This window comes from Pseudomonas hygromyciniae, assembly GCF_016925675.1.
GTDB classification, from domain to species: Bacteria; Pseudomonadota; Gammaproteobacteria; order Pseudomonadales; family Pseudomonadaceae; genus Aquipseudomonas; species Aquipseudomonas hygromyciniae.
Window position 1 is genome coordinate 256,867 of record NZ_CP070506.1, and the last position, 22,992, is coordinate 279,858.

General features: G+C 61.7%; 19 protein-coding genes. 4 read left to right on the plus strand and 15 right to left on the minus strand.

Annotated features, from left to right (window positions below; genetic code table 11):
• Positions 1-77: 77 nt before the first annotated feature.
• The 8 genes from JTY93_RS01070 to JTY93_RS01105 form a co-directional block, all read right to left on the minus strand.
• Complete coding sequence (locus tag JTY93_RS01070) at positions 78-1,439, minus strand: LLM class flavin-dependent oxidoreductase (protein ID WP_205477206.1); 1,362 nt, start codon at positions 1,437-1,439, stop codon at positions 78-80.
• Positions 1,439-2,632: an SfnB family sulfur acquisition oxidoreductase gene (locus JTY93_RS01075; RefSeq protein WP_205477205.1), complete on the minus strand. Its 1,194-nt coding sequence runs from the start codon at positions 2,630-2,632 to the stop codon at positions 1,439-1,441. The genes JTY93_RS01070 and JTY93_RS01075 overlap by 1 nt, the downstream gene beginning before the upstream one ends.
• A 23-nt stretch (positions 2,633-2,655) precedes the next feature.
• A complete protein-coding gene (locus JTY93_RS01080; protein WP_205518967.1) occupies positions 2,656-3,897 on the minus strand; it encodes an SfnB family sulfur acquisition oxidoreductase in 1,242 nt (413 codons plus the stop codon).
• A 185-nt stretch (positions 3,898-4,082) separates the two neighbouring features.
• Complete coding sequence (locus JTY93_RS01085) at positions 4,083-4,859, minus strand: hypothetical protein (RefSeq protein ID WP_205477203.1); 777 nt, start codon at positions 4,857-4,859, stop codon at positions 4,083-4,085.
• Between the two features lie 368 nt (positions 4,860-5,227).
• A complete protein-coding gene (gene tcyN / locus JTY93_RS01090) occupies positions 5,228-5,974 on the minus strand; it encodes an L-cystine ABC transporter ATP-binding protein TcyN (RefSeq protein WP_205477202.1) in 747 nt (248 codons plus the stop codon).
• A 3-nt stretch (positions 5,975-5,977) separates the two neighbouring features.
• Positions 5,978-6,643, minus strand: coding sequence for a cystine ABC transporter permease (gene tcyL, locus JTY93_RS01095; RefSeq protein WP_029299561.1), 666 nt, complete (start codon positions 6,641-6,643; stop codon positions 5,978-5,980).
• On the minus strand, positions 6,643-7,437 hold the full coding sequence (gene tcyJ / locus JTY93_RS01100; RefSeq protein WP_205477201.1) for a cystine ABC transporter substrate-binding protein: 795 nt from the start codon (positions 7,435-7,437) through the stop codon (positions 6,643-6,645). The genes tcyL and tcyJ overlap by 1 nt, the downstream gene beginning before the upstream one ends.
• A gap of 221 nt (positions 7,438-7,658) precedes the next feature.
• Positions 7,659-8,651, minus strand: coding sequence for a D-cysteine desulfhydrase (locus tag JTY93_RS01105; RefSeq protein ID WP_205477200.1), 993 nt, complete (start codon positions 8,649-8,651; stop codon positions 7,659-7,661).
• Between the two features lie 167 nt (positions 8,652-8,818).
• Here JTY93_RS01105 and epsC point away from each other — a divergent pair, with 167 nt between their 5' ends.
• Positions 8,819-9,745, plus strand: a complete 927-nt coding sequence (gene epsC / locus JTY93_RS01110; protein WP_104911352.1) for a serine O-acetyltransferase EpsC — start codon at positions 8,819-8,821, stop codon at positions 9,743-9,745.
• Between the two features lie 400 nt (positions 9,746-10,145).
• Complete coding sequence (betT, locus tag JTY93_RS01115; RefSeq protein ID WP_205477217.1) at positions 10,146-12,107, plus strand: choline BCCT transporter BetT; 1,962 nt, start codon at positions 10,146-10,148, stop codon at positions 12,105-12,107.
• A 114-nt stretch (positions 12,108-12,221) separates the two neighbouring features.
• Here betT and tauD read toward each other — a convergent pair whose 3' ends face one another.
• From tauD to JTY93_RS01150, 7 genes are all read right to left on the minus strand, one after another.
• Positions 12,222-13,058: a taurine dioxygenase gene (tauD, locus tag JTY93_RS01120; protein ID WP_205477216.1), complete on the minus strand. Its 837-nt coding sequence runs from the start codon at positions 13,056-13,058 to the stop codon at positions 12,222-12,224.
• Positions 13,059-13,114: 56 nt separating this feature from the next.
• A complete protein-coding gene (tauC, locus tag JTY93_RS01125; RefSeq protein ID WP_205477199.1) occupies positions 13,115-13,942 on the minus strand; it encodes a taurine ABC transporter permease TauC in 828 nt (275 codons plus the stop codon).
• The gene (gene tauB / locus JTY93_RS01130) at positions 13,939-14,718 is read right to left on the minus strand and encodes a taurine ABC transporter ATP-binding subunit (RefSeq protein ID WP_169991809.1); all 780 of its coding nucleotides are present in this window, start codon (positions 14,716-14,718) and stop codon (positions 13,939-13,941) included. Before tauB ends, tauC begins: the two co-directional genes overlap by 4 nt.
• Positions 14,719-14,734: 16 nt before the next feature.
• Positions 14,735-15,712 carry a taurine ABC transporter substrate-binding protein gene (gene tauA, locus JTY93_RS01135; RefSeq protein ID WP_205477198.1) on the minus strand — a complete coding sequence of 326 codons (978 nt, stop codon included), beginning with the start codon at positions 15,710-15,712 and terminating at the stop codon, positions 14,735-14,737.
• Between the two features lie 233 nt (positions 15,713-15,945).
• Entirely contained in the window at positions 15,946-17,529 is a 1,584-nt protein-coding gene (gene gshA / locus JTY93_RS01140) for a glutamate--cysteine ligase (RefSeq protein ID WP_205477197.1), read from the minus strand.
• A 215-nt stretch (positions 17,530-17,744) separates the two neighbouring features.
• A complete protein-coding gene (locus JTY93_RS01145) occupies positions 17,745-18,128 on the minus strand; it encodes a PaaI family thioesterase (RefSeq protein ID WP_205477196.1) in 384 nt (127 codons plus the stop codon).
• Positions 18,128-20,464, minus strand: a complete 2,337-nt coding sequence (locus JTY93_RS01150; protein ID WP_205477195.1) for a Tex family protein — start codon at positions 20,462-20,464, stop codon at positions 18,128-18,130. The genes JTY93_RS01145 and JTY93_RS01150 overlap by 1 nt, the downstream gene beginning before the upstream one ends.
• Before the next feature lie 335 nt (positions 20,465-20,799).
• On the opposite strand from JTY93_RS01150, the gene ompR reads away from it, so the two are divergent.
• Complete coding sequence (ompR, locus tag JTY93_RS01155) at positions 20,800-21,540, plus strand: osmolarity response regulator transcription factor OmpR (protein ID WP_205477194.1); 741 nt, start codon at positions 20,800-20,802, stop codon at positions 21,538-21,540.
• 116 nt (positions 21,541-21,656) lie between these two features.
• Positions 21,657-22,970: an ATP-binding protein gene (locus JTY93_RS01160; RefSeq protein ID WP_169991830.1), complete on the plus strand. Its 1,314-nt coding sequence runs from the start codon at positions 21,657-21,659 to the stop codon at positions 22,968-22,970.
• Positions 22,971-22,992: the final 22 nt, after the last annotated feature.

A 22,992-nucleotide genomic window follows, 5' to 3' on the forward strand; every position in this document is an offset into this window, starting at 1 on the left:
CGCGAAAAACCTGAGGGCGCCTCGGGGTATCAGGTACCCCGCGTTATCGTTAACGATTTTCGCGAGCAAGCTCGCTCCTACAGGGGTTGGTGGCGGTAGGTGGAACCGGTGTGTTGTTTGGGTAAATAGGCATCGCGGTGGAACACTTTTTCCCGCAGTGTCCCGGTCTCATAAGCGGTCTTGTACGACCCGCGCCTTTGCAACTCCGGAATCACCAGTTCGATAAAATCCACATAGCTTTCCGGCGTCACAATGCGCGTCAGGTTGAAGCCATCCAGACCGGTCTCGGCGATCCAGGATTCCAGCTCATCCGCCACCTGCGCAGGCGAACCCACCAGGGTGATATAGCGCCCGCCCAATGCGTGCTGCTCCAACAACTTGCGACGGGTCCAGTCATTGTTCTGCAAGGTCTTGGTGGCTGACTGGATGGCGTTGCTCTTCACGTACTGGATCGGCTCATCCAGTTCGTACTGCGAGAAATCGATGGCGGTGGATGCGCTGAAGTGCGCCACGCCGGCTTCGGCACTGGCGTAGCTCAGGTACTCGGCGTGCTTGGCCCAGGCCAACGCCTCGGTGGCGCCGACAATCACGTTGAGCCCCATGAACACCTTGATGTCGTCCGGCTTGCGCCCGGCCTCGACTGCGCTGGCGCGCACCTTGTCCACTTGTACCTTGGTCGCGGCCTTGTTCTGCCCGCTGATAAACACGCACTCGGCATGGCGCCCGGCGAACAGCAGGCCGCGCTCGGAACTGCCGGCCTGGAACAGCACCGGCGTGCGCTGCGGCGACGGCTCGCACAGGTGATAGCCCTCCACTTGGTAGAACTCACCGTGGTGCTCGATCTTGTGCACCTTGCCCGGCTGGGCATAGATCCGTTGCTTGGGGTCATTGAGCACCGCGTCGTCTTCCCAGCTGCCTTCCCAGAGCTTGTACAGCACCTCCAAGTACTCGTCGGCCTGGTCGTAGCGCCGGTCATGCTCGACCTGTTCGGTGAGGCCCATGGCCTTGGCGGCGCTGTCCAGATAGCCGGTGACGATGTTCCAGCCCACCCGGCCACGGCTCAGGTGATCGAGGGTGGACATGCGCCGGGCGAACAGATACGGCGGTTCGTAGGTGAGGTTGGCGGTCAGGCCGAAGCCGAGGTGCTTGGTCACGGCGGCCATGGCCGAGACCAGCAGCAGCGGGTCGTTGACCGGCAGTTGGATCGACTCCTTGAGCGGCACGTCGACCGAGCCTTGATAGACGTCGTACACACCCACGATATCGGCGATGAACAAACCGTCGAACAGGCCGCGCTCCAGCAGCTGCGCAAGTTCGGTCCAGTATGCGATGGTTTTGTACTGGGTCGAGGTGTCCCGTGGATGGGTCCACAGCCCATGGTTGATATGCCCGATGCAGTTCATGTTGAAGGCATTGAGCAGGATCTTTTTCTTGGGCATCAGATGGTCCCCCGCAGTGGCGGGTTTTCATCGTTGAGGTAGTAGTTGCCCACCGCATGGTATTTCCAGCGTACCGGGTCGTGCAGGGTATGCACCCGGGCGTTGCGCCAGTGGCGGTCCAGGCCATGTTCGGCAAGGGTTGCCTGGCTGCCGGCGAGTTCGAACAGGGTGCTGCCGGCGGCCAGGGAAATCTCGGTGCTCAGGGCGCGTGCTTCGGCCACGGCAATCGAGGCCGCCGCGACGGTTTGTGCGGTGCTGTCGGCCTGGGCGCGGTCGAGGAATTCGCCGCAGCGCTCCAGCAGGGCTTCGGTGGCGTGCAGGCGGATGCTCAGGTGGCCGAAGCTCTTGAGGGTCAGTGGGTCTTCGCTGGCCTTGTCATTGCCCGAGTCGATCCACGGCCGGGTCTTGGTGCGCACAAAATGCAGGGCATCTTCAAAGGCCGCGCGGGCGATGCCGGTGTCGATGGCTGCATGAAGGATCTGGGCCAGCGGGCCCACGGTGGTCGGGCGCTCAAAGGCGCTCTGGAACGGGATCACGTCCTCGGCCCCGACCCATACGTTGTCGAACACCACCGAGCCGCTGCCAGTGGTGCGCTGGCCAAAGCCGCTCCAGTCGTCAATCACCGTCAGGCCCTGGCTGTCGCGCGGGACAAAGGCCAGTTGTTGCACGCCGTGCTCGTCCACCACCGATGTGGGAATGCGCTGGGCGTAGATCGCGCCGGTGGCGTAGAACTTGCGGCCGCTGATACGAAATCCGTCACCATCGCGGGCGAGTTTGGTCACCCGGTCATGGGCGGTCTTGGTGCCCAGTTCCGCCAGGGCATTGCCAAAGCGCTGGCCGGCCAGCACCTCGGCGTACAGGCGCTGTTGCTGCGCCGGGCTGCCGTTTACGCGCAGTACTTCCAGAGCATAGAAATGGTTCTGCGGGATCTGCCCCAGTGAAGCATCGGCCTGGCCGATCAGGGCGATGACCTTGGCCAGGGTGACGTTGGATACGCCAGCGCCGCCGTAGGCCTTGGGCACGCTGATGCCCCACAGGCCGGAACGGGAAAAGGCCTCCAGTTCGGCGAGCGGCAGGCGGCGTTCGCGATCGCGCAGGGCGCTGTCACGGCGAAAGTCTTCGGCCAGGTCGCTGGCGACAATCAGGGCTTGTTCATCGCTGGCGATGACCGCGACGGGATGGGAAAGCGTCATGTTTTTCTCCAGAGGTCTGGTCGTCAGATCCAGGAATGCCGGGCCGGCAATGTTCCATTGAGGTACCAGGCGCCCACCGCGTGATATTTCCAGCGCACCGGGTCGTGCAGGGTGTGCACCCGGGCATTGCGCCAGTGGCGGTCAAGGTTGAATTCGGCGAGGGTGGCGCGGCTGCCGGCCAGTTCGAAGAGCTTCTCGCTGGCCAGCAGCGAGACTTCGGTGGTCAGCACCTTGGCTTGGGCCACGGCAATCGAAGCACGGGCGGCGGAGTGTTCGGTGATGGGCGCGGCGCTGACCTGGTCCAGCACTTGGCCGGCCTTGCGTAGCAGGGCTTCGGCGGCGTGCAGTTCGATTTTCAGTTTGCCGATATCGGCAATCACATAGAGGTCATCGCTGGCCCGCTCGACCTTGGCGTCGATCCATGGCCGCGCGCGTTCACGCACAAAGCTGATGGTGTCGTCGAGGGCGCCGCGGGCGATGCCGGCGTCGATGGCCGCCTGGATCAATTGCGAGACCGCGCCCTGGATGCCCGGGGTTTGCCCCAGGCGCCAGGTCGGCACCACCAGGTCGGCGTCCACCGGCACGTTGTTGAGCAGCACGGTGCCGCTGGCGGTGGTGCGTTGGCCAAAGCCCGACCAGTCATCGACGATGCGCAGCCCCGGGGTGCCCCGTCGCACAAACGCCATGACCTGGCGGCCTTCGTCATCCAGGGCCTTGACCGCGACCCAATGGGCAAACAGCGCGCCGGTGGAGTAGAACTTCTGGCCGTTGATGACAAAACCATCAGCCTCGGCGCTGATCCGGGCCTTCACATCCAGGGTGTTTTTGGTGCCGCGCTCCGGGCCACCGTTGCCGATGCGCCAGCCATCCAGCACGCTTTGGAACAGCTGTTTTTTCTGCGCTTGGCTGGCAGCGCCTTGCAGCACGTGCAAGATGCCGAAGTGGTTTTGCGGGATCTGCCCCAGGGCTGGGTCGACGGCGCTGATAATCGCGAACACTTCGGCCAGGGTCACGAACGACACTTGCGGGCCGCCGTATTCGCGGGGAATGGAAATACTGCCCAGGCCACTGCGGGTGAACTGTTCGATTTCGGCCCAGGGCAGTTTGCGCTGGCGGTCGCGCAACCCGGCTTGCAGGCGGGCGGCCTGGGCAAGCTCGTGGGCGGCGGCGAGGGCTTCACTGTCGTTGCGCAACACCTTGGTGGGCAACAGTAGCGGGGCGATATCCAGATCGCTCTGGAGGGGTGATTGCGCCAAGTTAGACATCGGTGCGCCCCTGCGTGGCTACACGTAATGCCCTGGCGTTGTGCACCGGGGTGATTCTGACCATACCTACCTCACATCCGTGGAAAAGCTTAAAAATCAGGAATGTCCGGTGGTCCGGTGTATATACCCTAAGCGTGTTTATTTTTTAAATAAACTAACTTTTAGGAATATGCATAGAAGGTCTGTCACCCCGGCTCGCAGGGCGAGCCAAGACGCCGTGGTTGGTACACCGACGGATGGCTGGCCGGGCCATGGGCCTGAGCCTGGGCGATGCTCACAATGCGTGGCGGGGCCCAGCGGGAGTTGTTGCCCACGCGGTCGATCACGCAGTAGGTGACCTCCTGGCGCGCATCGTCCCCCGCTTCGAGGATCAGCGTCGAAGGCACCCAGACGTGCACGGCCCGGCCCACTTCGTTGGCCTGGATGGGGGGCAGGTCAAGGCGCGCATCGCCCCAGCGCAGGGTGATTGCATCACCGGTGGCCATGTTCAGGTAGGGCTCGATGGTCAACGGCACGCCCCGGCGGATCTGGCTGGGGTTGACCCCATGGCGACGGATGGTTTCCGGCAGGCCGACAGGGGCCAGGCTCTGGTTTTCTTCACCACACAGCACCGATGGCTGGCCGCCAGGGCATGCGGTCTTGACCTGCACGCGGGTAATCAGGGAACGCGCCGGGCCGCGCCCCACTTGCATGATCCGGTAATGAATCCGCGCGGCGCCATTTTGCACAAAACTTTCGGGCACCCGCAGGCTGCTGGGCTGACCGATATCGGCGGTGCTCACGCGCTTGGAGGCGGCAAAGCAGTTATTCCAGAACAACTCGATCAGGTCGCCCTTGCCCATGTTTGGGTACGGGGCGATATCGACCTGCAAATGGGTGGCGGCCTGCGCATTGATACCTTGTTTGAGGGCCTGGGGCACTGTCGGCGCGGCGAGCATGGCCAGGGGGGGAATGTGCGTCATAAATAATCTCCTTGATGCAGCCAGCAGCGATCGTTCCGAACCCTGAGTGTGGGGTTCGAAAGGAACGATTTTTTTGAAAAGCCAGGATAGGATCCAATCCTCTGGGCCTTAGATAAGAGGGTTGGCCAGGGGGCGTCAATGGCGGCAAAAGGCTAAACGGCGGGTTTGGGATTATTCAGATGGGTCTGACTGGGAGGGGGTGTAAAGGCGGGTTTGGGTAGGGTGCTTTTCTATGTGAGGCACGCCAATCCCTGTAGGAGCGAGCTTGCTCGCGAAGAACGTCCAGACGACACGGTTAATCTGATTCTGCGCGTTATCGTTGACGTTTTTCGCGAGCAAGCTCGCTCCTACAGTCGGTCAGGATTGTTTTAGTGGGTGAGGAATTTGCTGAGGAACTGCCGGGTGCGTTCTTCCTTGGGGTTGGCAAACAGCGCCTTGGCTTCGCCCTGCTCGACGATCACCCCCTTGTCGAAAAAGATCACCCGGTTGGCCACATCCCGGGCAAAGCTCATTTCGTGGGTGACGATGACCATGGTGCGGTTCTCTTCGGCCAGGCTGCGGATGGTTGCCAGCACTTCGCCGACCAACTCCGGATCGAGGGCCGAGGTCGGTTCATCGAACAGGATGACTTCCGGTTCCATCGCCAAGGCCCGGGCAATAGCCACCCGTTGCTGCTGACCACCGGACAGGCGCCGGGGATAGGCGTCCTCTTTGCCCGCCAGGCCGACCTTGGCCAGTAGCGAGCGACCGAGGCGGTCGGCGGCGTCAGGCGCCATCTTCTTGACCACCAGCGGGCCTTCGATGACGTTTTCCAGCGCGGTGCGGTGGGGGAACAGGTTGAAGTTCTGGAACACAAAGCCCACATGCTGACGCAGGCGTCGCACCAGGCTTTGTTGCTGGTTGAGCGGGCGGCTGCCGTCGATCTGGATGTCGCCGACCTTGATCCGGCCACTGGTGGGTTCTTCGAGGAAATTCAGGCAGCGCAGGAAGGTGGTCTTGCCGGACCCGCTGGGACCGATGATGGCGACGACTTCGCCTTCCTTGACCTCCAGGTCGATGCCGTTGAGCACCACCTGACCCTTGAATTGTTTGGTCAGTTTTTCAACCACGATCATGCTTCAAGACTCCAGGTCATGCCGGTTGACCCGGTCTTCCAGGCGATTCTGAAAATGCGCCAGGATGCTTGCCAGGACCCAGTAGATCAGGGCCGCGGACAGGTACATGGTGAAAATTTCAAAGGTGCGCGCAGACACCAGTTGAGCCTGGCGGAACAGTTCGGGCACCTGGATCGTAGCGGCCAGCGCCGTGTCCTTGACCAGCGAAATAAAGCTGTTGCCCAAGGGCGGCAGGGCGGTGCGCATGGCCTGCGGCAGGATGGCCCGGCGCAGGGTCTGCGCACGGGTCATGCCGATACTGGCGGCCGCTTCCCACTGCCCACGCTCGATGGAACCGATGGCCGCACGCAGGATTTCACAGGCGTAGGCGGCCATGTTCAGCGAGAAGCCGATCATCGCCGCCGGGATCGGATCCAGTTCGATTCCCACTTGCGGCAAGCCGTAGTAGATCAAAAACAGCTGCACCAGCAACGGCGTGCCGCGAAAGAACGAGACGTACACCCGGGCGGTCCAGCTCAAGAGCTTGAAGCGCGACAGGCGCATCAAGGCCAGGCCGAAGCCCAGCAGTAAACCGAAAAACATCCCGCCGAGGCTGAGGATCACCGTGTAGTACGCGCCCTTGAGCAGAAAGGGCGCGGAGTCGAGCGCGAGTTGGAAACCTGCTTCCATTATTGAGTGACGTCAGCGTTGAAGTATTTCTCGGACAGCTTCTTCAAGGTGCCGTCGGCGCGCAGTTTGTCGAGGGCCTGGTTGACCGCCTCAAGCAGCTCAGGCTCGCCTTTGCGCAGGGCAATCCCGGCTTCCTGACGGGAGAAGGCTTCACCGGCAGCGGCGGTGTCCTTGGCTTTTTTCGCATATTCCAGGGCCGCCAGGCGGTCGATCAGGATTGCGTCGATACGGCCAATGCGCAGGTCCTGGAACTTGGTCGGGTCGTCGTTATAGGTCTTGATGATGGCTTTGGGTTGGTTGTCCTTGAGCCATTGTTCGTAGTTGGTGCCCAGGCCTACCCCGACTTTTTTGCCGGCCAGGTCATCGGCGGTCTTGATGGTGTCGACGTTTTTCGCCAGGGTCAGGGCCTGGATCCCGGAGACGGTGTAGGGCTTGGAGAAGTCGTACTTTTTCTGGCGCTCTTCGGAGATTGTTACCTGGTTGACCACGGCGTCGAGGCGCTTGGATTCCAGAGCGGCGAGGATGCCGTCCCACGGGGTGGCTTGCAGCTTGACCTTGACGCCCAGCTCCTTGGCCAGGGCTTCGGACAGCTCGACTTCAAAGCCGCTGAGCTTGCCGCTTTCATCGACGAAGCTGAACGGTGGGTAGGTGCCTTCCAGGCCGATCTTGATCTCGCCGGCCTTCTTGATCTTGCCCAGTTGCTCGCCGGCAACCGCCTGGCCCAGCAACCCGGCGCCAAGGGCCAGGCCCAAAGTGCCAACCAGCAACGTTCGACGCAATACAGAAATAGTCATGACAAGCCCCTGTGTTTTTTGTGGTGTGCGAAGCAGGTGACGCAGTGGTCGTATCCTGCCCTAAAAACGCGGTGTGTGGGAGCGCGACTATAGGGCGAGGTTTAAAGTGTTAAAAATAATATAAATTCAGTTTTATATTCTATTAAGGAATATGAATTCGATGAAAATTCAATTGTGGGAGCGGGCTTGCTCGCTCCCACATTTAGTAAGTATGCCTCCCGTCAGAACACCGAGTCATAGGCAAACAACGCCGGCGCCCCGCCGGTGTGCAGGAAGATGATCGGCCCGTCGCCGAACGCCCCGCGCCCGATACCGTCAAGCAATCCGGCCATGGCCTTGCCGGTGTAGACCGGGTCGAGCAGCAGGCCTTCCTGGCTCGCCAGCAGCTTGATTGCCGCCAGGGTGCCGGCGTTGGGTTCGCCGTAGCGCGGGGCGAAGTACTCGTCCCAAAGAATCACCTTGAACGCGTCGGGTACATCCACCCCCAGCAACTGCGCCGTGCGCTCGGCCAGGCCTTGGACCTTGGGCCGTTGCGCTTCGTCGGTGCGCGACACGGTGACGCCAATCACCGGCAAGTCCGGCAGCACTTCACTCAACGCCAGGGCCAGGCCGCTGTGGGTGCCGGCGCTGCCGGATGCCAGGACCACCGCCGCGAACTGCAGGCCGCTGGCGTCAATCTGCGCGGCCAATTCCAGCCCGGCGCGCACATAGCCCAGGGCGCCCAGGGCGTTGGAGCCGCCGATAGGCACCAGGTAGGGGTTTTTGCCATTGCTGCGCAGGCGCTCGGCCAGGGCATGGAGTTGCTCGTCGGCGTTGTCCAGGTTTTCGACGAGTTCGACCTTGGCGTCGAACAGCTCGACCAACAAGCGGTTGCCATTGCTCAGGTAGTTGGGGTCGTCGGTGCCCGTGGGATTTTCCAGCAGGGCGACACAGCCCAGGCCCAGCTTGGCGGCGAGGGCTGCGGTCTGGCGCACATGGTTGGACTGGATCGCGCCGGCGGTGATCAGCGTATCGGCGCCCTGGGCCAGGGCATCGGCGGCAAGGTATTCGAGCTTGCGCAGCTTGTTGCCGCCCATGGCCAGCGGCGTGGTGTCATCGCGTTTGATGTAGATATCACGGCCCAGCCAGGTCGACAGTCGTTCGAGTTTTTCCAGGGCGGTGGAGCCACCGAGCAGTTCCAGACGATTAAAACGGTCGAGCTGTTGTTTGATCATGGTCACGCACGGGTAAGAGGAGATGGGAAGGACTATAGGCAGGGCTTTTTGCGCGGGCAACTGCCAGTTGCTTATGCTCTGCGGTTATTAGCATTGCACCATTGGTTCTTAAGGGCGGCCCGGTTGCATACCGTAAAGTGACGGCCATTACGTCAGGAGTGAATACCGTGAGCGAGCGTTCCAGTCATTGGCAATTACAGACCATCGTCAGCCAGTTGCGCGGTGCCCGGGACCAGTGGCGCACGCGCAACGGGCGGGTCAGCGGCGAGCAGGGCGGTCGCGAGTTACCTTCCCGTGATGCGGTGGCGCAGATTCTCGAGGCGTTGTGCGGCGCCCTGTTCCCCATGCGCCTGGGGCCGGTAGATTTGCGTGAGGAGAGTGAGGATTTCTACGTCGGCCATACCCTCGATGTGGCACTCAATGCCTTGCTCGCCCAGGCCCGCCTGGAGTTGCGCTATGCCGCGCGCCAAGGCGGCCATGCCGATACTGAAGTCGATGCATTGGCCATTCGCCTGATCCAGGACTTTGCCCTGGCCTTGCCGGCGTTGCGCAGCCTGTTGGACACCGATGTGCTGGCCGCCTATCACGGCGACCCGGCCGCGCGCAGTGTGGATGAGGTGTTGCTGTGCTACCCGGGGATCCTGGCGGTGATCCACCATCGCCTGGCCCACCATTTGTATCGCGCCGGGCTGCCTCTGCTGGCGCGGATCAGCGCGGAAATCGCGCATTCGGCCACTGGTATCGACATTCACCCTGGCGCGCAGATCGGCCCGAGTTTCTTTATCGACCACGGTACGGGCGTGGTGATTGGCGAGACAGCGATCATTGGCGAGCGGGTGCGTATCTACCAGGCAGTGACCCTGGGCGCCAAGCGTTTCCCGGCGGATGAGGATGGGCAGTTGCAGAAGGGCCATCCGCGCCACCCGATTGTCGAGGACGATGTGGTGATCTATGCCGGGGCGACGATCCTGGGACGGATCACCATCGGCAAGGGCTCGACCATTGGCGGCAATGTGTGGCTGACCCGCAGCGTGCCGGCGGGGGCGAACATCACGCAGGCGAATTTGCAGCATGATGATGGGACGCAGAAGTAGTGTTGAAGTAGCGACGATCTAATGTGTGGGCTTGCTCGCGAATGCGTAGTGTCAGTCACTGACTGTGTATCTGATACACCGCATTCGCGAGCAAGCCCGCTCCCACATTTTGCCTGAATTCCAAATTCAACCAGTAATCGCTGAACGTTTTGCCTTTCCCTCCCGTCATACCCTTCCTTGAGCTAGTGTAGGAATTACCTACCACTCAGCCCTGCGATTAGTCCCAGACCGCCTATTCATGTTTAACTTGAACGTTCGTTCAAGTTAAACCGGTGGTTCGCTGCCCGCTCACAACAGGAGGCTTACCTTTGCTGAGTCCGTTTTATACAGCCACATCCAACACCCTCGAGGTGCACCGTTCATGAGTGCATCGTCTGCTCCTTCAAGCGGCCTGGTGCGCATGAATGCACCGGTGTTTTACTTCGCCGCGAGCTTCATCCTGCTGTTTGGCCTCACCGTTATCGCGATCCCCGAACAGGCTGGCGCCTGGTTGCTGGCCGCGCAAAACTGGGCGGCCAATACGGTCGGCTGGTACTACATGCTGGCGATGACCCTGTATCTGGTCTTCGTGGTGGTCACCGCGTTGTCTGGCTACGGCAAGATCAAACTCGGTGCCGACCACGACGAGCCCGAATTCAGTTATTTGTCCTGGGCCGGCATGCTGTTTGCCGCCGGGATCAGCATCACGCTGTTTTTCTTCTGCGTCTCGGAGCCCTTGACCCACCTGGTGCAACCGCCCCAGGGCGAGGCCTTGAACGCCGATGCGGCGCGCCAGGCCATGCAGGTGCTGTTCCTGCATTGGGGCCTGCACGGCTGGGGTGTATTTGCGTTTGTCGGTATGGCCCTGGCGTACTTCGCCTACCGGCATAACCTGCCGCTGGCCTTGCGTTCGGCGCTGTACCCGCTGATCGGCAAGCGCATCAACGGCCCTATTGGCTATGCGGTGGATGGCTTCGGCATCATCGCCACAGTGTTCGGCCTGGGCGCCGACATGGGCTTTGGGGTGCTGCACCTCAACTCGGGTCTGGACTACCTGTTCGGCATCGCCCACACCCAATGGATCCAGGTCGGCCTGATCACCCTGATGATGGGCGCGGCGATCCTGGTTGCAGTAGCCGGTGTCGACAAGGGTGTGCGGGTCATGTCCGACATCAACATGCTGCTGGCCTGTGCGCTGCTGCTGTTTGTGTTGTTCGCCGGGCCCACCCAGCATTTGCTCAACACCCTGATCCAGAACATCGGTGACTACCTCGGTGCGTTGCCGACCAAGAGTTTTGACGTTTACGCCTATAACGAACCCAGCGACTGGCTCGGCGGCTGGACCGTGTTTTATTGGGCCTGGTGGATTGCATGGTCGCCGTTCGTGGGCCTGTTCATTGCACGGATCTCCCGTGGCCGCACCATCCGCGAGTTCGTCTTCGGCGTGTTGCTGATTCCGCTGGGCTTCACCCTGGCGTGGATGTCGATCTTCGGCAACAGCGCCATTGATCAGGTGCTCAATCACGGCATGGTCGCCCTGGGTCAGTCCGCCATCGACGACCCCTCGATGAGCCTGTACCTGCTGCTGGAAACTTATCCGTGGAGCAAGACCGTGATCGCGGTCACGGTGTTTATCAGCTTTGTGTTCTTTGTCACCTCGGCCGACTCCGGCACCGTGGTGCTGTCGACCCTGTCGTCCAAAGGTGGCAACGCCGATGAAGACGGGCCCAAGTGGCTACGAGTGTTTTGGGGTGCGATGACCGCGCTGGTGACCAGCGCCTTGCTGTTCGCCGGCAGCATCGACTCGCTCAAGTCCGCAGTGGTGCTGACCTCGCTGCCGTTCTCGTTGATCCTGCTGTTGATGATGTGGGGGCTGCATAAGGCGTTCTACCTCGAGTCCCAGAAGCAGATCGCCCAACTGCACTCCCTGGCCCCTGTGTCGGCATCCCGCAAGGGCCGTGGCGGCTGGCGCCAGCGCTTGAGCCAGGCGGTGCATTTCCCTTCACGGGACGAGGTCTACCGTTTTCTTGAAACCACGGTACGCCCGGCCATTGAGGAAGTGACTGCGGTGTTTGTCGAGAAGGGCCTGAACGTTGTCACCCAGCCCGACCCGTCCAACGACAGCGTCAGCCTGGAAATCGGCCACGGCGAAGAGCGTCCCTTTGTCTACCAGGTGCAGATGCGCGGCTACTTCACGCCGTCCTTTGCCCGTGGCGGCATGGGCTCCAAAGAGATGAACAACCGTCGCTACTACCGGGCGGAAGTGCACTTGAGCGAGGGTAGCCAGGACTACGACTTGGTGGGCTACACCAAGGAGCAGATCATCAACGACATCCTCGACCAGTACGAGCGGCATTTGCAGTTCCTGCATCTGGTGCGCTGAACAAACGGTAGGAGCGAGCTTGCTCGCGAAGATCGCCAACGAAAATGCGGGGCATCTGATGCCCCGCAGCGTCCTTGGGTTTTTCGCGAGCAAGCTCGCGCCTACAAGGGTTTGTTAGAAGGGCACGTCACCCAGGATTGTTGCCCGATGCATTACCCGCCGTTGTGGCCGGTAGTCGTCCACGGCGTAGTGCTGGGTCACGCGGTTGTCCCAGAAGGCTACGTCGTTAGCTTGCCAGCGCCAGCGGATAGTGAATTCCGGGCGGGTGGCGTGGGCGAACAGCAGTTTGAGGATGACCTCGCTTTCGGCCGGTTCCAGTTCGTTGATCTTGCTGGTGAAGCCGTCGCTGACAAACAGCGATTTGCGCCCGCTGACCGGGTGGGTGCGGATCACCGGGTGCGACAGTGGCGGGTTCTTTCTGCGTGCCTCTTCCCAGCGGGCCAGGTCTTGGGCGGTGTTGCCGTAACGCTCTAGAGGGAACGAGCGAGTGAAGTCGTGGGTCGCCGTCAGGCCGGTCAAAAAGCTCTTCATCGGTTCTGATAACGCCTCAAAGGCCGCGATGCCGCTGGCCCACAAGGTGTCACCGCCAAAGGCCGGTAGCAGTTTGGCGCTGAGCACCGCGCCCATGGCTGGAGTGGGCAGGAAGGTCACGTCGGTGTGCCAGATGGCGTTGTCGCGCACGTCGGTGACGGCGGTGTCGAGGATCAGCACTTCGGGTTGTTCCGGCACGTTGGGGTAGATCGGGTGAATGTGCAGGTCACCGAAATTCGCCGCGAAGCGCGCTTGCTGTTGCGGGGTGATCGGCTGGTCGCGAAAGAACAGTACCGAATGCTGGAGCAGCGCCTGCTCGATGGCGTCGCGCTGTTCGAGGTTCAGCGGCTGGGCAATATCGACGCCACTGATCTGGGCGCCCAGGGCGCTGCTTAAGGGGGTAATGGTCAGGCGGCTCATGTTCTTCTCGCAAATGTCGGGCGCCGAGATGCCGGCGTAGTCAGTGCTGTTGTTATTCAGTGGGCCTGGCCATGCCATGGCACCAGCTTGCGCTGCAGGGCACGCAGGCCCATCTCCATGGCGAAGGCAATCAGGGCGATGACCAGGATGCCCAGCACCACCACATCGGTGACCAAAAACTGCGCCGCTGACTGCACCATGAACCCCAGGCCGCTGGTGGCGGCGATCAGTTCGGCGGCGACCAGGGTCGACCAGCCCACGCCCAGGCCGATGCGCACGCCGGTGAGGATGTCGGGCAGGGCGCTGGGCACAATCACATGGCGGATCAACTGCGCCCGCGTCGCGCCCAGGGACTGCGCTGCGCGCAATTTGGCCGGGTCTACGGTGCGTACGCCGGTGGCGGTAGCGATGGCAATTGGCGCGAAGATCGCCAGATAGATCAGCAACACTTTGGACAGCTCGCCAATGCCGCACCAGATCACGATCAGCGGCAGGTAGGCCAGCGGTGGAATCGGGCGGTAGAACTCGATCAGCGGGTCGAGAATGCCACGGGCGATACGGTTGGCGCCGATAGCAATGCCGACCGGCACGGCGGTCAGCACCGCAAAGCCCAGGCCCAGGCCGATGCGCCCCAGGCTGGCGCCCAGGTGCTGCCAGAGGGTCGAGTCCATATAGCCGCTGGTCGCCAGCAGCCAGCCTTTTTGCAGCACGGCCGATGGTGGCGGCAGGAACAGTGGTTCGATCAGCCCGCTGGCGGTCACGGCCCACCACAGCGCCAGCAGCGCAACCAGCGTCAGCACGCTGATCCAGCGCGTGCTCAACGTGCGGCGCAGCGGCGGGCTGGCTTGGCTGACGGCAGTGGCCGGGATTTCATAACTGCTCATGCGTACACCTGCCGTTGGGAGAACACTTTGCCCAGCACGTGTTCGCGGGTTTCGATAAACCGGGGGTCGGACTTGATCGCGCGCGCCGATTCGCCGGCAGCGTAACGCTGGCCGAAATCCAGGCTCAGGCGCTCGACGATTTGCCCGGGGTTGGGGGCCAGCAGAATCAGGTCGGTGGCGAGAAATACCGCTTCTTCGATGTCGTGGGTGATCAGGAACACCGGCTTGGCTGTGCGCCGCCAGACTTGCAGCAGCAGCTCCTGCATCTGTTCGCGGGTGAAGGCATCGAGGGCGCCGAAGGGTTCGTCCATCAGCAACACCCGGGGGTCGGCAGCCAGAGCGCGGGCCAGGCCGACGCGTTGTTTCTGCCCGCCAGACAGCTGCCAGATGCGCCGGCTGTCAAAGCCGGCCAGGTCCACCAGCGCGAGCATCTCACGGGCGCGGACTTGCCGCTGGGCCTTGGGCATGCCGGCCAGTTCCAGACCGAAGCCGACATTGGCCAGCACATCCTGCCAGGGCAGCAAGGCATCGTCCTGGAACACCACGCCACGCTCGGCACTCGGGCCTTTGACGGGCACGCCGTCGAGGGTGATGCGCCCGGCGCTGGGTTCGACGAAGCCGGCAATCAGGTTCAACAGCGAAGTCTTGCCACTGCCGGAAGGGCCGAGGGCCACCAGCAATTGCTGGGGACCAAGAGTCAGGGAAATATCCTTCAGCACGGGCGTGGTTGCGCCTGGGTACTGTGCGCTGATGCGCTCCAGCTGTAGCAAGGCCATCGCGGTGAACTCCCGATCAGTTAGTGATGAACTTGGCGCTGACGTAAGGGGCGTAGTCCGGTAGCACGGCTTCGACCTTGCCTTGTTCCTTGAGGAACGCGGCGGTGTCAGTCACCGCCTTGGTGGTCGGGGCGCCAAGCAGCGTTACCTGGTCGGCGGCCAGCGGGTAGACGTTGCCTTGCAGCAGCAGCGGAATGTCGCTGGCCTTGGCGCCGGAGAGCTTCACCAGTTTGTCGACATTGCCCTTGTCGGCCAGCCAGGCTTGTGGGTCTTTGCGATATTGGGCGTAGGCATCAAGGGTGACTTTGGCAAAGGCGCTGACAATTTCCGGGTGCTTCTCGGCAAAGTCCTTACGCACGATCCAGGCATCGAAGGTGGGCGCGCCGAACTTGGCCAGTTCGCCCGAGGTGATCAGCACTTTGCCGTTTTCCTTGGCCACGCCCAGGGCCGGGTCCCAGACATAAGTGGCGTCGATATCGCCGCGTTTCCAGGCGGCGATAATGGCTGGCGGGGCGAGGTTGAGTACGGTGACTTTGGCCGGGTCGATGTTCCAGTGCTTGAGCGCGGCCAACAGGCTGTAGTGGCCGGTGGAAACGAACGGCACGGCGATTTTCTTGCCGATCAGGTCCTGGGGGCTGTTGATCCCGGATCCGTTGCGCGCCACCAAGGCTTCGGCGCCGCCGATCTGGGTGGCGACGAGGAAGGTTTGCACGGGTACTTTGCGGGTGATGGCGGCGGTCAGCGGGCTGGAACCGAGGTAGCCGATCTGCACGTCGCCGGAAGCAATGGCGGCGATGATATCGGCGCCATTGTCGAATTTGCGCCAGTCAATCTTGGCGTTGGTGGCTTTTTCATAAGCGCCGTCGGCCTGGGCGACTTTGGCCGGGTCAACGGTGGTCTGGTAGGCGATGGTCACGTCGGCCGCCTGGGCAAACAGGCTCGCGCCGGTCAGGGATACAGCCGCCAGGAGGCGTAAAGGGGAAGGCAGTTTCATGGTGTAGCTCCTCATCAGGCGGCCGAGGGTCGGCGTGTGAGGAGACTAAATGATCTAAGAATCCGAAAATAAATAACATTTTCGAATTAGCTTATGAGGAGAACTTTGAAGACGCTTAGGACAAATGTGGGAGCGGGCTTGCTCGCGAAAGCGGTGTGTCAGTCAATATAAGTGCTGACTGATACACCGCTTTCGCGAGCAAGCCCGCTCCCACACGGGATCCGAGCCAGGTGTCAGTTACTGATGGCCAGAATGCTCGCCTGGTACGACCCGACAAATACATCGAAATCGCCCACTTCGTTCTGCTCCAACTCCGCCTGTTGCGCCAGCGACGTACGCGCCAGCTCTTCAAAGCGTGCTTGTTCGTCCGCCGGCAAGGGCTCGCGACGGAAGTACTCGGCGTGCACTTCGCTCTGGCGCAGGGAGAACTGCGCAAAGCTTTCCTTGCGCTCCTGCATCGCCGCCAACACCTGGGCCGACGGGGTCAGGGACGCGTCCTGGATCTTCGCCAACTGGGCATCCAGTGCCTGGCTGTGTTCGTTGATGCCCTGGCTCTGGTCCAGCAGCGCGGCCAGCGGGGCGATTTTCTCCAGCAATTCGCTGGCCCACTCCTTCATTTCCACGGCCTGGCCGCGACGCTGCAGTTGCAAGCCCGGGCGCCGGCCTTCCTTGACCACGCTGAGGAAGTTCGACGTGGCATTCCCGCATTCGTTGTTTTCGAACAGCGGGCTGTCGTTCAGCGCGCAATACAGCAGGAACGCATCGAGAAAGCGCGACTCTGGCAAATCGATACCCATCGGCAGGAACGGGTTGATGTCCAGGCAGCGCACTTCGATGTACTGGATGCCACGGGCCATCAGCGCCTGGATCGGCCGTTCGCCGGTGTAGGTCACGCGCTTGGGGCGGATGTTGGAGTAGTACTCGTTTTCGATCTGCAGGATGTTGGTGTTGAGCTGGACCCACTCACCATCCTTATGGGTGCCGACTTCGACGTAAGGCGCGTAGGGCGTTGCCACCGCTTCGCGCAGGCTGTCGGTGTAGCTGGCCAGATCGTTGTAGCAAGGGGTCAGGCCGGCCTGGGCGTTGCTCTGGTAACCCAGGTCGCTCATGCGCAGGCTGGTGGCATAAGGCAGGTACAGGGTGTCGGCATCGAACTGTTCAAGCTGATGGGAACGCCCGCGCAAAAAGCCCGCATCCAGGGCTGGCGAGGCACCGAACAGGTACATCAGCAGCCAGCTGTAGCGGCGGAAGTTACGGATCAGGGCGATATAGGCCGTGGACTGGTAGTCACGGTCGGTGCCCACGAAGCCTTCGGTTTCCTTGAGCAGCGGCCACAGCTCTTGCGGCAGGGAAAAGTTGTAGTGGATGCCGGCGATGCACTGCATGGTCTTGCCGTAGCGCAGGGCCAGGCCCTTGCGATACACGTACTTGAGCTGTCCGATATTGGAGGTGCCGTAGTAGGCAATCGGAATATCTTCCTCGGCCGGCAACGGGCACGGCATCGATGGACTCCACAGGTACTCGTTGCGGAGCTTGCTGTAGGCAAAACGGTGAATTCGGTCGAGGCTGCGCAGGGTGTCTGCCGGGTTGGGCAGCGCCGGCGTGATGAACTCCAGCAGCGATTCGGAATAGTCGGTGGTGATCGATTCATGGGTCAATGCGGCACCCAGGGCCTCTGGATGCGGCGTTTGAGCCAGGCGACCTTCGCCAGTGACACGCAGGCATTCACGCTCGATGCCGTGCAGGCAGTGCTCAAGCAAAGAGAGGTGTTCGCGCTTGCCGAGCAGAGCCAGGCGGCGGTTGAGAAGTTCGCTCAAGTTGGATTCCTTCACGCGTCAGTCGCCCCAATATGGGGGTGGGCAAGACGGTCTACAAGGGTGAAGTTAAAACTGGCGTTATCGCCTGGTTTTCGAGCCGGAATAACCTGCTCTGAAAGTGCCGACTTCATTCCCTGAATTAGGCTATTACGCAGGAAGAAAATTCCGACGCTGTTTTCGCAGCGCCGAAATTAACCCAAATTGATCACAAGGAGCTATAGGACAGCGAAGGTGCCTTGTGCTTTTGCGACGAGTTTTTCGTTCTGATACACCTCGGCCTCGACCACCAGCGTGCGCCGGCCAGGGTGGATGACTCGGGCAGTACACAGCACGTCACCGTCGGACACGGCGCGGATGTAGTTGATTTTGCACTCGATGGTCGCGCTTTGTTGGTCAAAACCATGGGCGCTGGAGCAGGCCAGCCCCATGGCAATGTCCACCAGGCTGAAAATCGCCCCGCCATGGAGCTTGCCTGCGCGGTTGCGCAGGTGTGGCTCCAGGCTCAGGGCAACCTCGGCAACGCCCTGGTCCAGGCGTTGCAGGCGGCAGCCGAGCAGTTCGCTGAAGGCGCTATGGGTCTGGCCTGCCGGCAGATCCATCAGCGTTTCTTCAGTTGCTTGGCGTTGGCGAACAGCGAAGCCATGGCGTTGTTGGCCGGGGCTGCGGTGGCGGTTTCCTTGCGTGGTGCGCTGCTTTCCGAGCGGTTTTGCGACTGGCGCGGTGCCGAACCTGGGCGTGCACCACGGGCACCGTCGATTTTCTCGCCGGGGGTATCGCTCATGCGCATCGACAGGCCTACGCGTTTGCGCGGGATATCGACTTCCATGACCTTGACCTTGACCACGTCACCGGCCTTCACCGCCTCGCGCGGATCCTTGATGAACTTCTCAGAAAGCGCAGAAATGTGTACCAAACCGTCCTGATGCACGCCGATGTCCACAAATGCGCCGAAGTTGGTCACGTTGGTCACCACGCCTTCGAGGATCATCCCCAGTTGCAGGTCCTTGAGGTCTTCGACGCCTTCCTGGAACTCGGCGGTCTTGAACTCGGGGCGCGGGTCGCGGCCGGGTTTTTCCAGTTCTTGCAGGATGTCGGTGATGGTCGGCACGCCGAAGGTTTCGTCGGTGTACTTCTTCGGATCCAGGCGCTTGAGGAACGCGGCGTCGCCGATCAGCGAACGGATATCGCGGTCGGTCTCGGCGGCAATGCGTTGCACCAGCGGATAGGCTTCCGGGTGGACGGCTGAGGAGTCCAGCGGGTTGTCGCCGTTCATGACGCGCAGGAAGCCGGCGGCTTGTTCGAAGGTTTTTTCGCCAAGGCGTGCGACTTTTTTCAGCGCCGCACGGGTCTTGAACGCGCCGTTTTCGTCACGATGGTTGACGATATTCTGCGCCAGGGTGGCGTTGAGGCCGGAAATCCGTGCGAGCAAGGCGACCGAGGCGGTGTTTACGTCGACGCCGACCTTGTTCACACAGTCTTCCACCACTGCATCCAGGCCGCGCGCCAGTTTCAGCTGCGACACGTCGTGCTGGTACTGGCCGACACCGATGGATTTAGGGTCGATTTTCACCAACTCGGCCAGCGGATCCTGCAGGCGGCGGGCGATGGATACGGCACCACGGATCGACACATCGAGGTCAGGAAATTCCTTGGAGGCCAGTTCCGACGCCGAGTACACCGAAGCGCCGGCTTCGGAGACCATGACCTTGGTCATTTTCATGCCTGGGTATTTTTTGATCAGTTCCAGGGCTAGCTTGTCGGTTTCGCGGCTGGCGGTACCGTTGCCGATGGCGATCAGGTCCACCGCGTGCTTGGCACACAAGGCGGCCAGGATGGCGATGGTCTGGTCCCACTTGTTGTGGGGCACGTGCGGGTACACGGTGGCGTGGTCCAGCAGTTTGCCGGTGGCATCGACCACGGCGACCTTGCAGCCGGTGCGCAGGCCCGGGTCCAGGCCCAGGGTCGCGCGCGGGCCGGCTGGCGCGGCCAGCAGCAGGTCGTGCAGGTTGTGGGCGAACACGTTGATCGCTTCGGTTTCGGCACCGTCGCGCAGCTCGCCCAGCAGGTCGGTTTCCAGGTGGGTGTAGAGCTTGACCTTCCAAGTCCAGCGCACGACTTCACTGAGCCATTTGTCCGCAGGACGATTCTGATTCTGGATGCCGAATTGTTGGCCGATCATGCCTTCGCACGGGTGCATGGTGCCCGGCAGTTCGTCGCCGACTTTCAGCGCGGAGCTGAGAATGCCTTCGTTGCGCCCACGGAAAATGGCGAGGGCGCGGTGGGACGGCATGCTTTTGAGTGGTTCGTCGTGCTCGAAGTAATCGCGGAACTTGGCGCCTTCTTCCTCTTTGCCGGCGATCACGCGGGCGCTGAGGGTGGCTTCCTGTTTCAGGTAGTTACGCAGTTTTTCCAGCAAGTTGGCATCTTCGGCGAAGCGCTCCATGAGGATGTACTTGGCGCCTTCGAGGGCAGCCTTGACGTCGGCAACGCCTTTTTCGGCATCGACAAAGCGCGCTGCTTCGGCTTCCGGGGCCAGGGACGGGTCGTTGAACAGGCCGTCGGCCAGCTCGCCGAGGCCGGCTTCCAGGGCAATCTGGCCCTTGGTGCGGCGCTTCTGCTTGTACGGCAGGTACAGGTCTTCGAGGCGGGTCTTGGTGTCGGCGAGCTTGATATCGCGTTCAAGTTGCGGGGTCAGCTTGCCTTGCTCCTGGATACTGGCGAGGATGCTGACACGCCGTTCGTCGAGTTCTCGCAGGTAGCGCAGGCGCTCTTCCAGATGCCGCAGCTGGATGTCATCGAGGCTGCCGGTCACTTCTTTACGGTAACGGGCGATGAAGGGCACCGTGGAGCCTTCATCCAGTAGAGCGACGGCCGCTTCGACCTGTTGTGGGCGTACGCCGAGTTCCTCGGCGATGCGGCTGTTGATGCTGTCCATAAAACCACCTGAAATTCTTGAAAGCAGTTCGCAGGCCCGGAAAACAAGGCCTTGCGCGGCTGGTTGAGCGGCCCGACTGGCGCCGCTGCCTGGGTCAAGAGGCAGCCTATTGACCCTCGAAATCGAAAAAATCACGACAAGCAGATGAAAAAAACACCAGGCCGAGCATGGCATTGCCGGGCACTGAAGCGCGGCATTATAACCAGCGTTCCGTTCTTGGGGGGATTGCGCCAAGGGCACGCGCACTGGTGATTAGAGAAAAATCTGCTAACAATGCGTACCGTGCGTATAACGGCAGCTAAGCCATAATGCGCGCCAGTTAAGAGGAGCATCCAATGAGCAGCACTGCACAAACTGCTGAAGGCGAAAAAATTCTCATCGTTGATGACGATCCGGGGCTGAGCAGCCTGCTGGAGCGGTTCTTCACCTCCAAGGGCTACCGTGCCCGCGCGGTGCCGAACACCGAGCAGATGGATCGTCTGCTGGGGCGCGAAGTCTTCAACCTGGTCGTACTCGACCTGATGTTGCCGGGTGAAGACGGCCTGACGGCGTGCAAGCGCCTGCGCGGCACCAACAACCAGATCCCGATCATCATGCTGACCGCCAAGGGCGATGAGTTGAGCCGGATCAAGGGCCTGGAACTGGGCGCTGACGATTACCTGGCCAAGCCGTTCAACCCTGACGAGCTGATGGCTCGGGTCAAGGCCGTATTGCGTCGCCAGGCGGCTCCCGTTCCGGGCGCTCCAGGCAGCGAAGACGAAAGCGTGACCTTTGGTGACTACGAACTGTCGCTGGCGACCCGTGAGCTCAAGCGTGGCGAAGAAGTCCACATGCTTACCACGGGTGAATTCGCGGTGCTCAAGGCGCTGGTAATGAACGCTCGCCAACCGCTGACCCGTGACAAGCTGATGAACCTGGCCCGTGGTCGCGAATGGGACGCCCTGGAGCGCTCCATCGATGTGCAGATTTCCCGTCTGCGCCGGATGATCGAGCCGGATCCGTCCAAGCCGCGTTATATCCAGACAGTGTGGGGCGTGGGTTACGTGTTTGTGCCGGATGGCACGGCAACCAAGTAACCGATGATTTGCACAGGCGGGTACTCCGGAGTTCGATCCCAAAGGGTCGTCCGGATGCCCGGCGTCTGCAATTCTGCGAGCCTTGCTCGCTCTTGCCAGGTGTCTAGCTGTCTTCTATGAAAACCCCGCTGTGGTTCCCCCAGAGTTTCTTCTCCCGCACCCTTTGGCTGGTGCTGATCGTCGTTCTGTTTTCCAAGGCATTGACCCTCGTTTACCTGCTGATGAACGAAGACGTGCTGGTCGATCGACAGTACAGCCACGGTGTTGCGCTGACATTGCGTGCCTACTGGGCTGCCGATCCGGAGAACCGTGAAAAAATCGCCAAGGCGGCGACCTTGACCCGTGTGGTGGGCGCGGGCGTCCCCGAGGGCGAGCAGCATTGGCCCTACAGCGAGATCTACCAGCGCCAGATGCAGGCCGAGCTGGGCGAGGACACCGAGGTGCGGTTGCGTATGCATGTTTCGCCAGCCTTGTGGGTCCGAGCCCCTAGCCTGGGGGATGGATGGTTGAAAGTGCCGCTGTATCCCCATCCGCTGCGGGGGCAGAAAATCTGGAACGTACTCGGCTGGTTCCTGGCCATTGGCCTGCTCTCCACCGCGTCGGCCTGGATTTTCGTGCGCCAGCTCAACCAGCCGCTCAAGCGTCTGGTGTTCGCCGCCAGGCAACTGGGGCAGGGGCGCAGTGTGCGCCTGCCAATCAGCGACACGCCCAGCGAAATGACCGAGGTGTACAGCGCGTTCAATCAGATGGCCGAAGATGTCGAACAGGCCGGTCGCGAACGCGAGCTGATGCTGGCCGGGGTCTCCCATGACCTGCGCACGCCGCTGACCCGTTTGCGCCTGTCCCTGGAGTTGATGGGCAACCACACCGATCTTACCGATGACATGGTCCGTGACATCGAAGATATGGATGCGATTCTCGACCAGTTCCTGGCGTTTATCCGCGATGGTCGCGATGAAGTGGTGGAGGAAGTTGACCTGACCGACCTGGTACGCGAGGTCGTGGCGCCCTATAACCAGAACGGCGAGCAGGTGCGCATGCGCCTGGAGCCTATCCAGCCCTTTGCCTTGCGCCGGGTCTCGATGAAGCGCCTGCTGAACAACCTGATCGGCAACGCCCTGCATCACGCGGGGACCGAGGTGGAAGTCGCCGCCTATGTGTCGGGTGATACCAGCGCGCCCTATGTGGTGCTGAGTGTCATGGACCGTGGCGCCGGGATCGACCCGGCGGAACTTGAGGGCATTTTCAACCCCTTCACCCGTGGTGATCGTGCTCGTGGTGGCAAAGGCACCGGGTTGGGGTTGGCGATTGTGCGGCGGATTGCTTCGATGCATGGCGGCAATGTCGAACTGCGCAACCGTGCCGATGGTGGGCTGGAGGCGCGGGTGCGCTTGCCGTTGGGCCTGATGTTGCCTAGAGATGCGGTCTAAGCCACGACGAATATCAGGAGCT

What these genes read in the sequence shown, in the direction of transcription:
- JTY93_RS01070 (WP_205477206.1), bottom strand. Translation starts at nt 1,439, where the DNA reads ATGCCCAAGAAAAAGATCCTGCTCAATGCCTTCAACATGAACTGCATC.
- JTY93_RS01075 (WP_205477205.1), bottom strand. Translation starts at nt 2,632, where the DNA reads ATGACGCTTTCCCATCCCGTCGCGGTCATCGCCAGCGATGAACAAGCC.
- JTY93_RS01080 (WP_205518967.1), bottom strand. Translation starts at nt 3,897, where the DNA reads ATGTCTAACTTGGCGCAATCACCCCTCCAGAGCGATCTGGATATCGCC.
- JTY93_RS01085 (WP_205477203.1), bottom strand. Translation starts at nt 4,859, where the DNA reads ATGACGCACATTCCCCCCCTGGCCATGCTCGCCGCGCCGACAGTGCCC.
- tcyN (WP_205477202.1), bottom strand. Translation starts at nt 5,974, where the DNA reads ATGATCGTGGTTGAAAAACTGACCAAACAATTCAAGGGTCAGGTGGTG.
- tcyL (WP_029299561.1), bottom strand. Translation starts at nt 6,643, where the DNA reads ATGGAAGCAGGTTTCCAACTCGCGCTCGACTCCGCGCCCTTTCTGCTC.
- tcyJ (WP_205477201.1), bottom strand. Translation starts at nt 7,437, where the DNA reads ATGACTATTTCTGTATTGCGTCGAACGTTGCTGGTTGGCACTTTGGGC.
- JTY93_RS01105 (WP_205477200.1), bottom strand. Translation starts at nt 8,651, where the DNA reads ATGATCAAACAACAGCTCGACCGTTTTAATCGTCTGGAACTGCTCGGT.
- betT (WP_205477217.1), top strand. Translation starts at nt 10,146, where the DNA reads ATGAATGCACCGGTGTTTTACTTCGCCGCGAGCTTCATCCTGCTGTTT.
- tauD (WP_205477216.1), bottom strand. Translation starts at nt 13,058, where the DNA reads ATGAGCCGCCTGACCATTACCCCCTTAAGCAGCGCCCTGGGCGCCCAG.
- tauC (WP_205477199.1), bottom strand. Translation starts at nt 13,942, where the DNA reads ATGAGCAGTTATGAAATCCCGGCCACTGCCGTCAGCCAAGCCAGCCCG.
- tauB (WP_169991809.1), bottom strand. Translation starts at nt 14,718, where the DNA reads ATGGCCTTGCTACAGCTGGAGCGCATCAGCGCACAGTACCCAGGCGCA.
- tauA (WP_205477198.1), bottom strand. Translation starts at nt 15,712, where the DNA reads ATGAAACTGCCTTCCCCTTTACGCCTCCTGGCGGCTGTATCCCTGACC.
- JTY93_RS01145 (WP_205477196.1), bottom strand. Translation starts at nt 18,128, where the DNA reads ATGGATCTGCCGGCAGGCCAGACCCATAGCGCCTTCAGCGAACTGCTC.
- JTY93_RS01150 (WP_205477195.1), bottom strand. Translation starts at nt 20,464, where the DNA reads ATGGACAGCATCAACAGCCGCATCGCCGAGGAACTCGGCGTACGCCCA.
- ompR (WP_205477194.1), top strand. Translation starts at nt 20,800, where the DNA reads ATGAGCAGCACTGCACAAACTGCTGAAGGCGAAAAAATTCTCATCGTT.
- JTY93_RS01160 (WP_169991830.1), top strand. Translation starts at nt 21,657, where the DNA reads ATGAAAACCCCGCTGTGGTTCCCCCAGAGTTTCTTCTCCCGCACCCTT.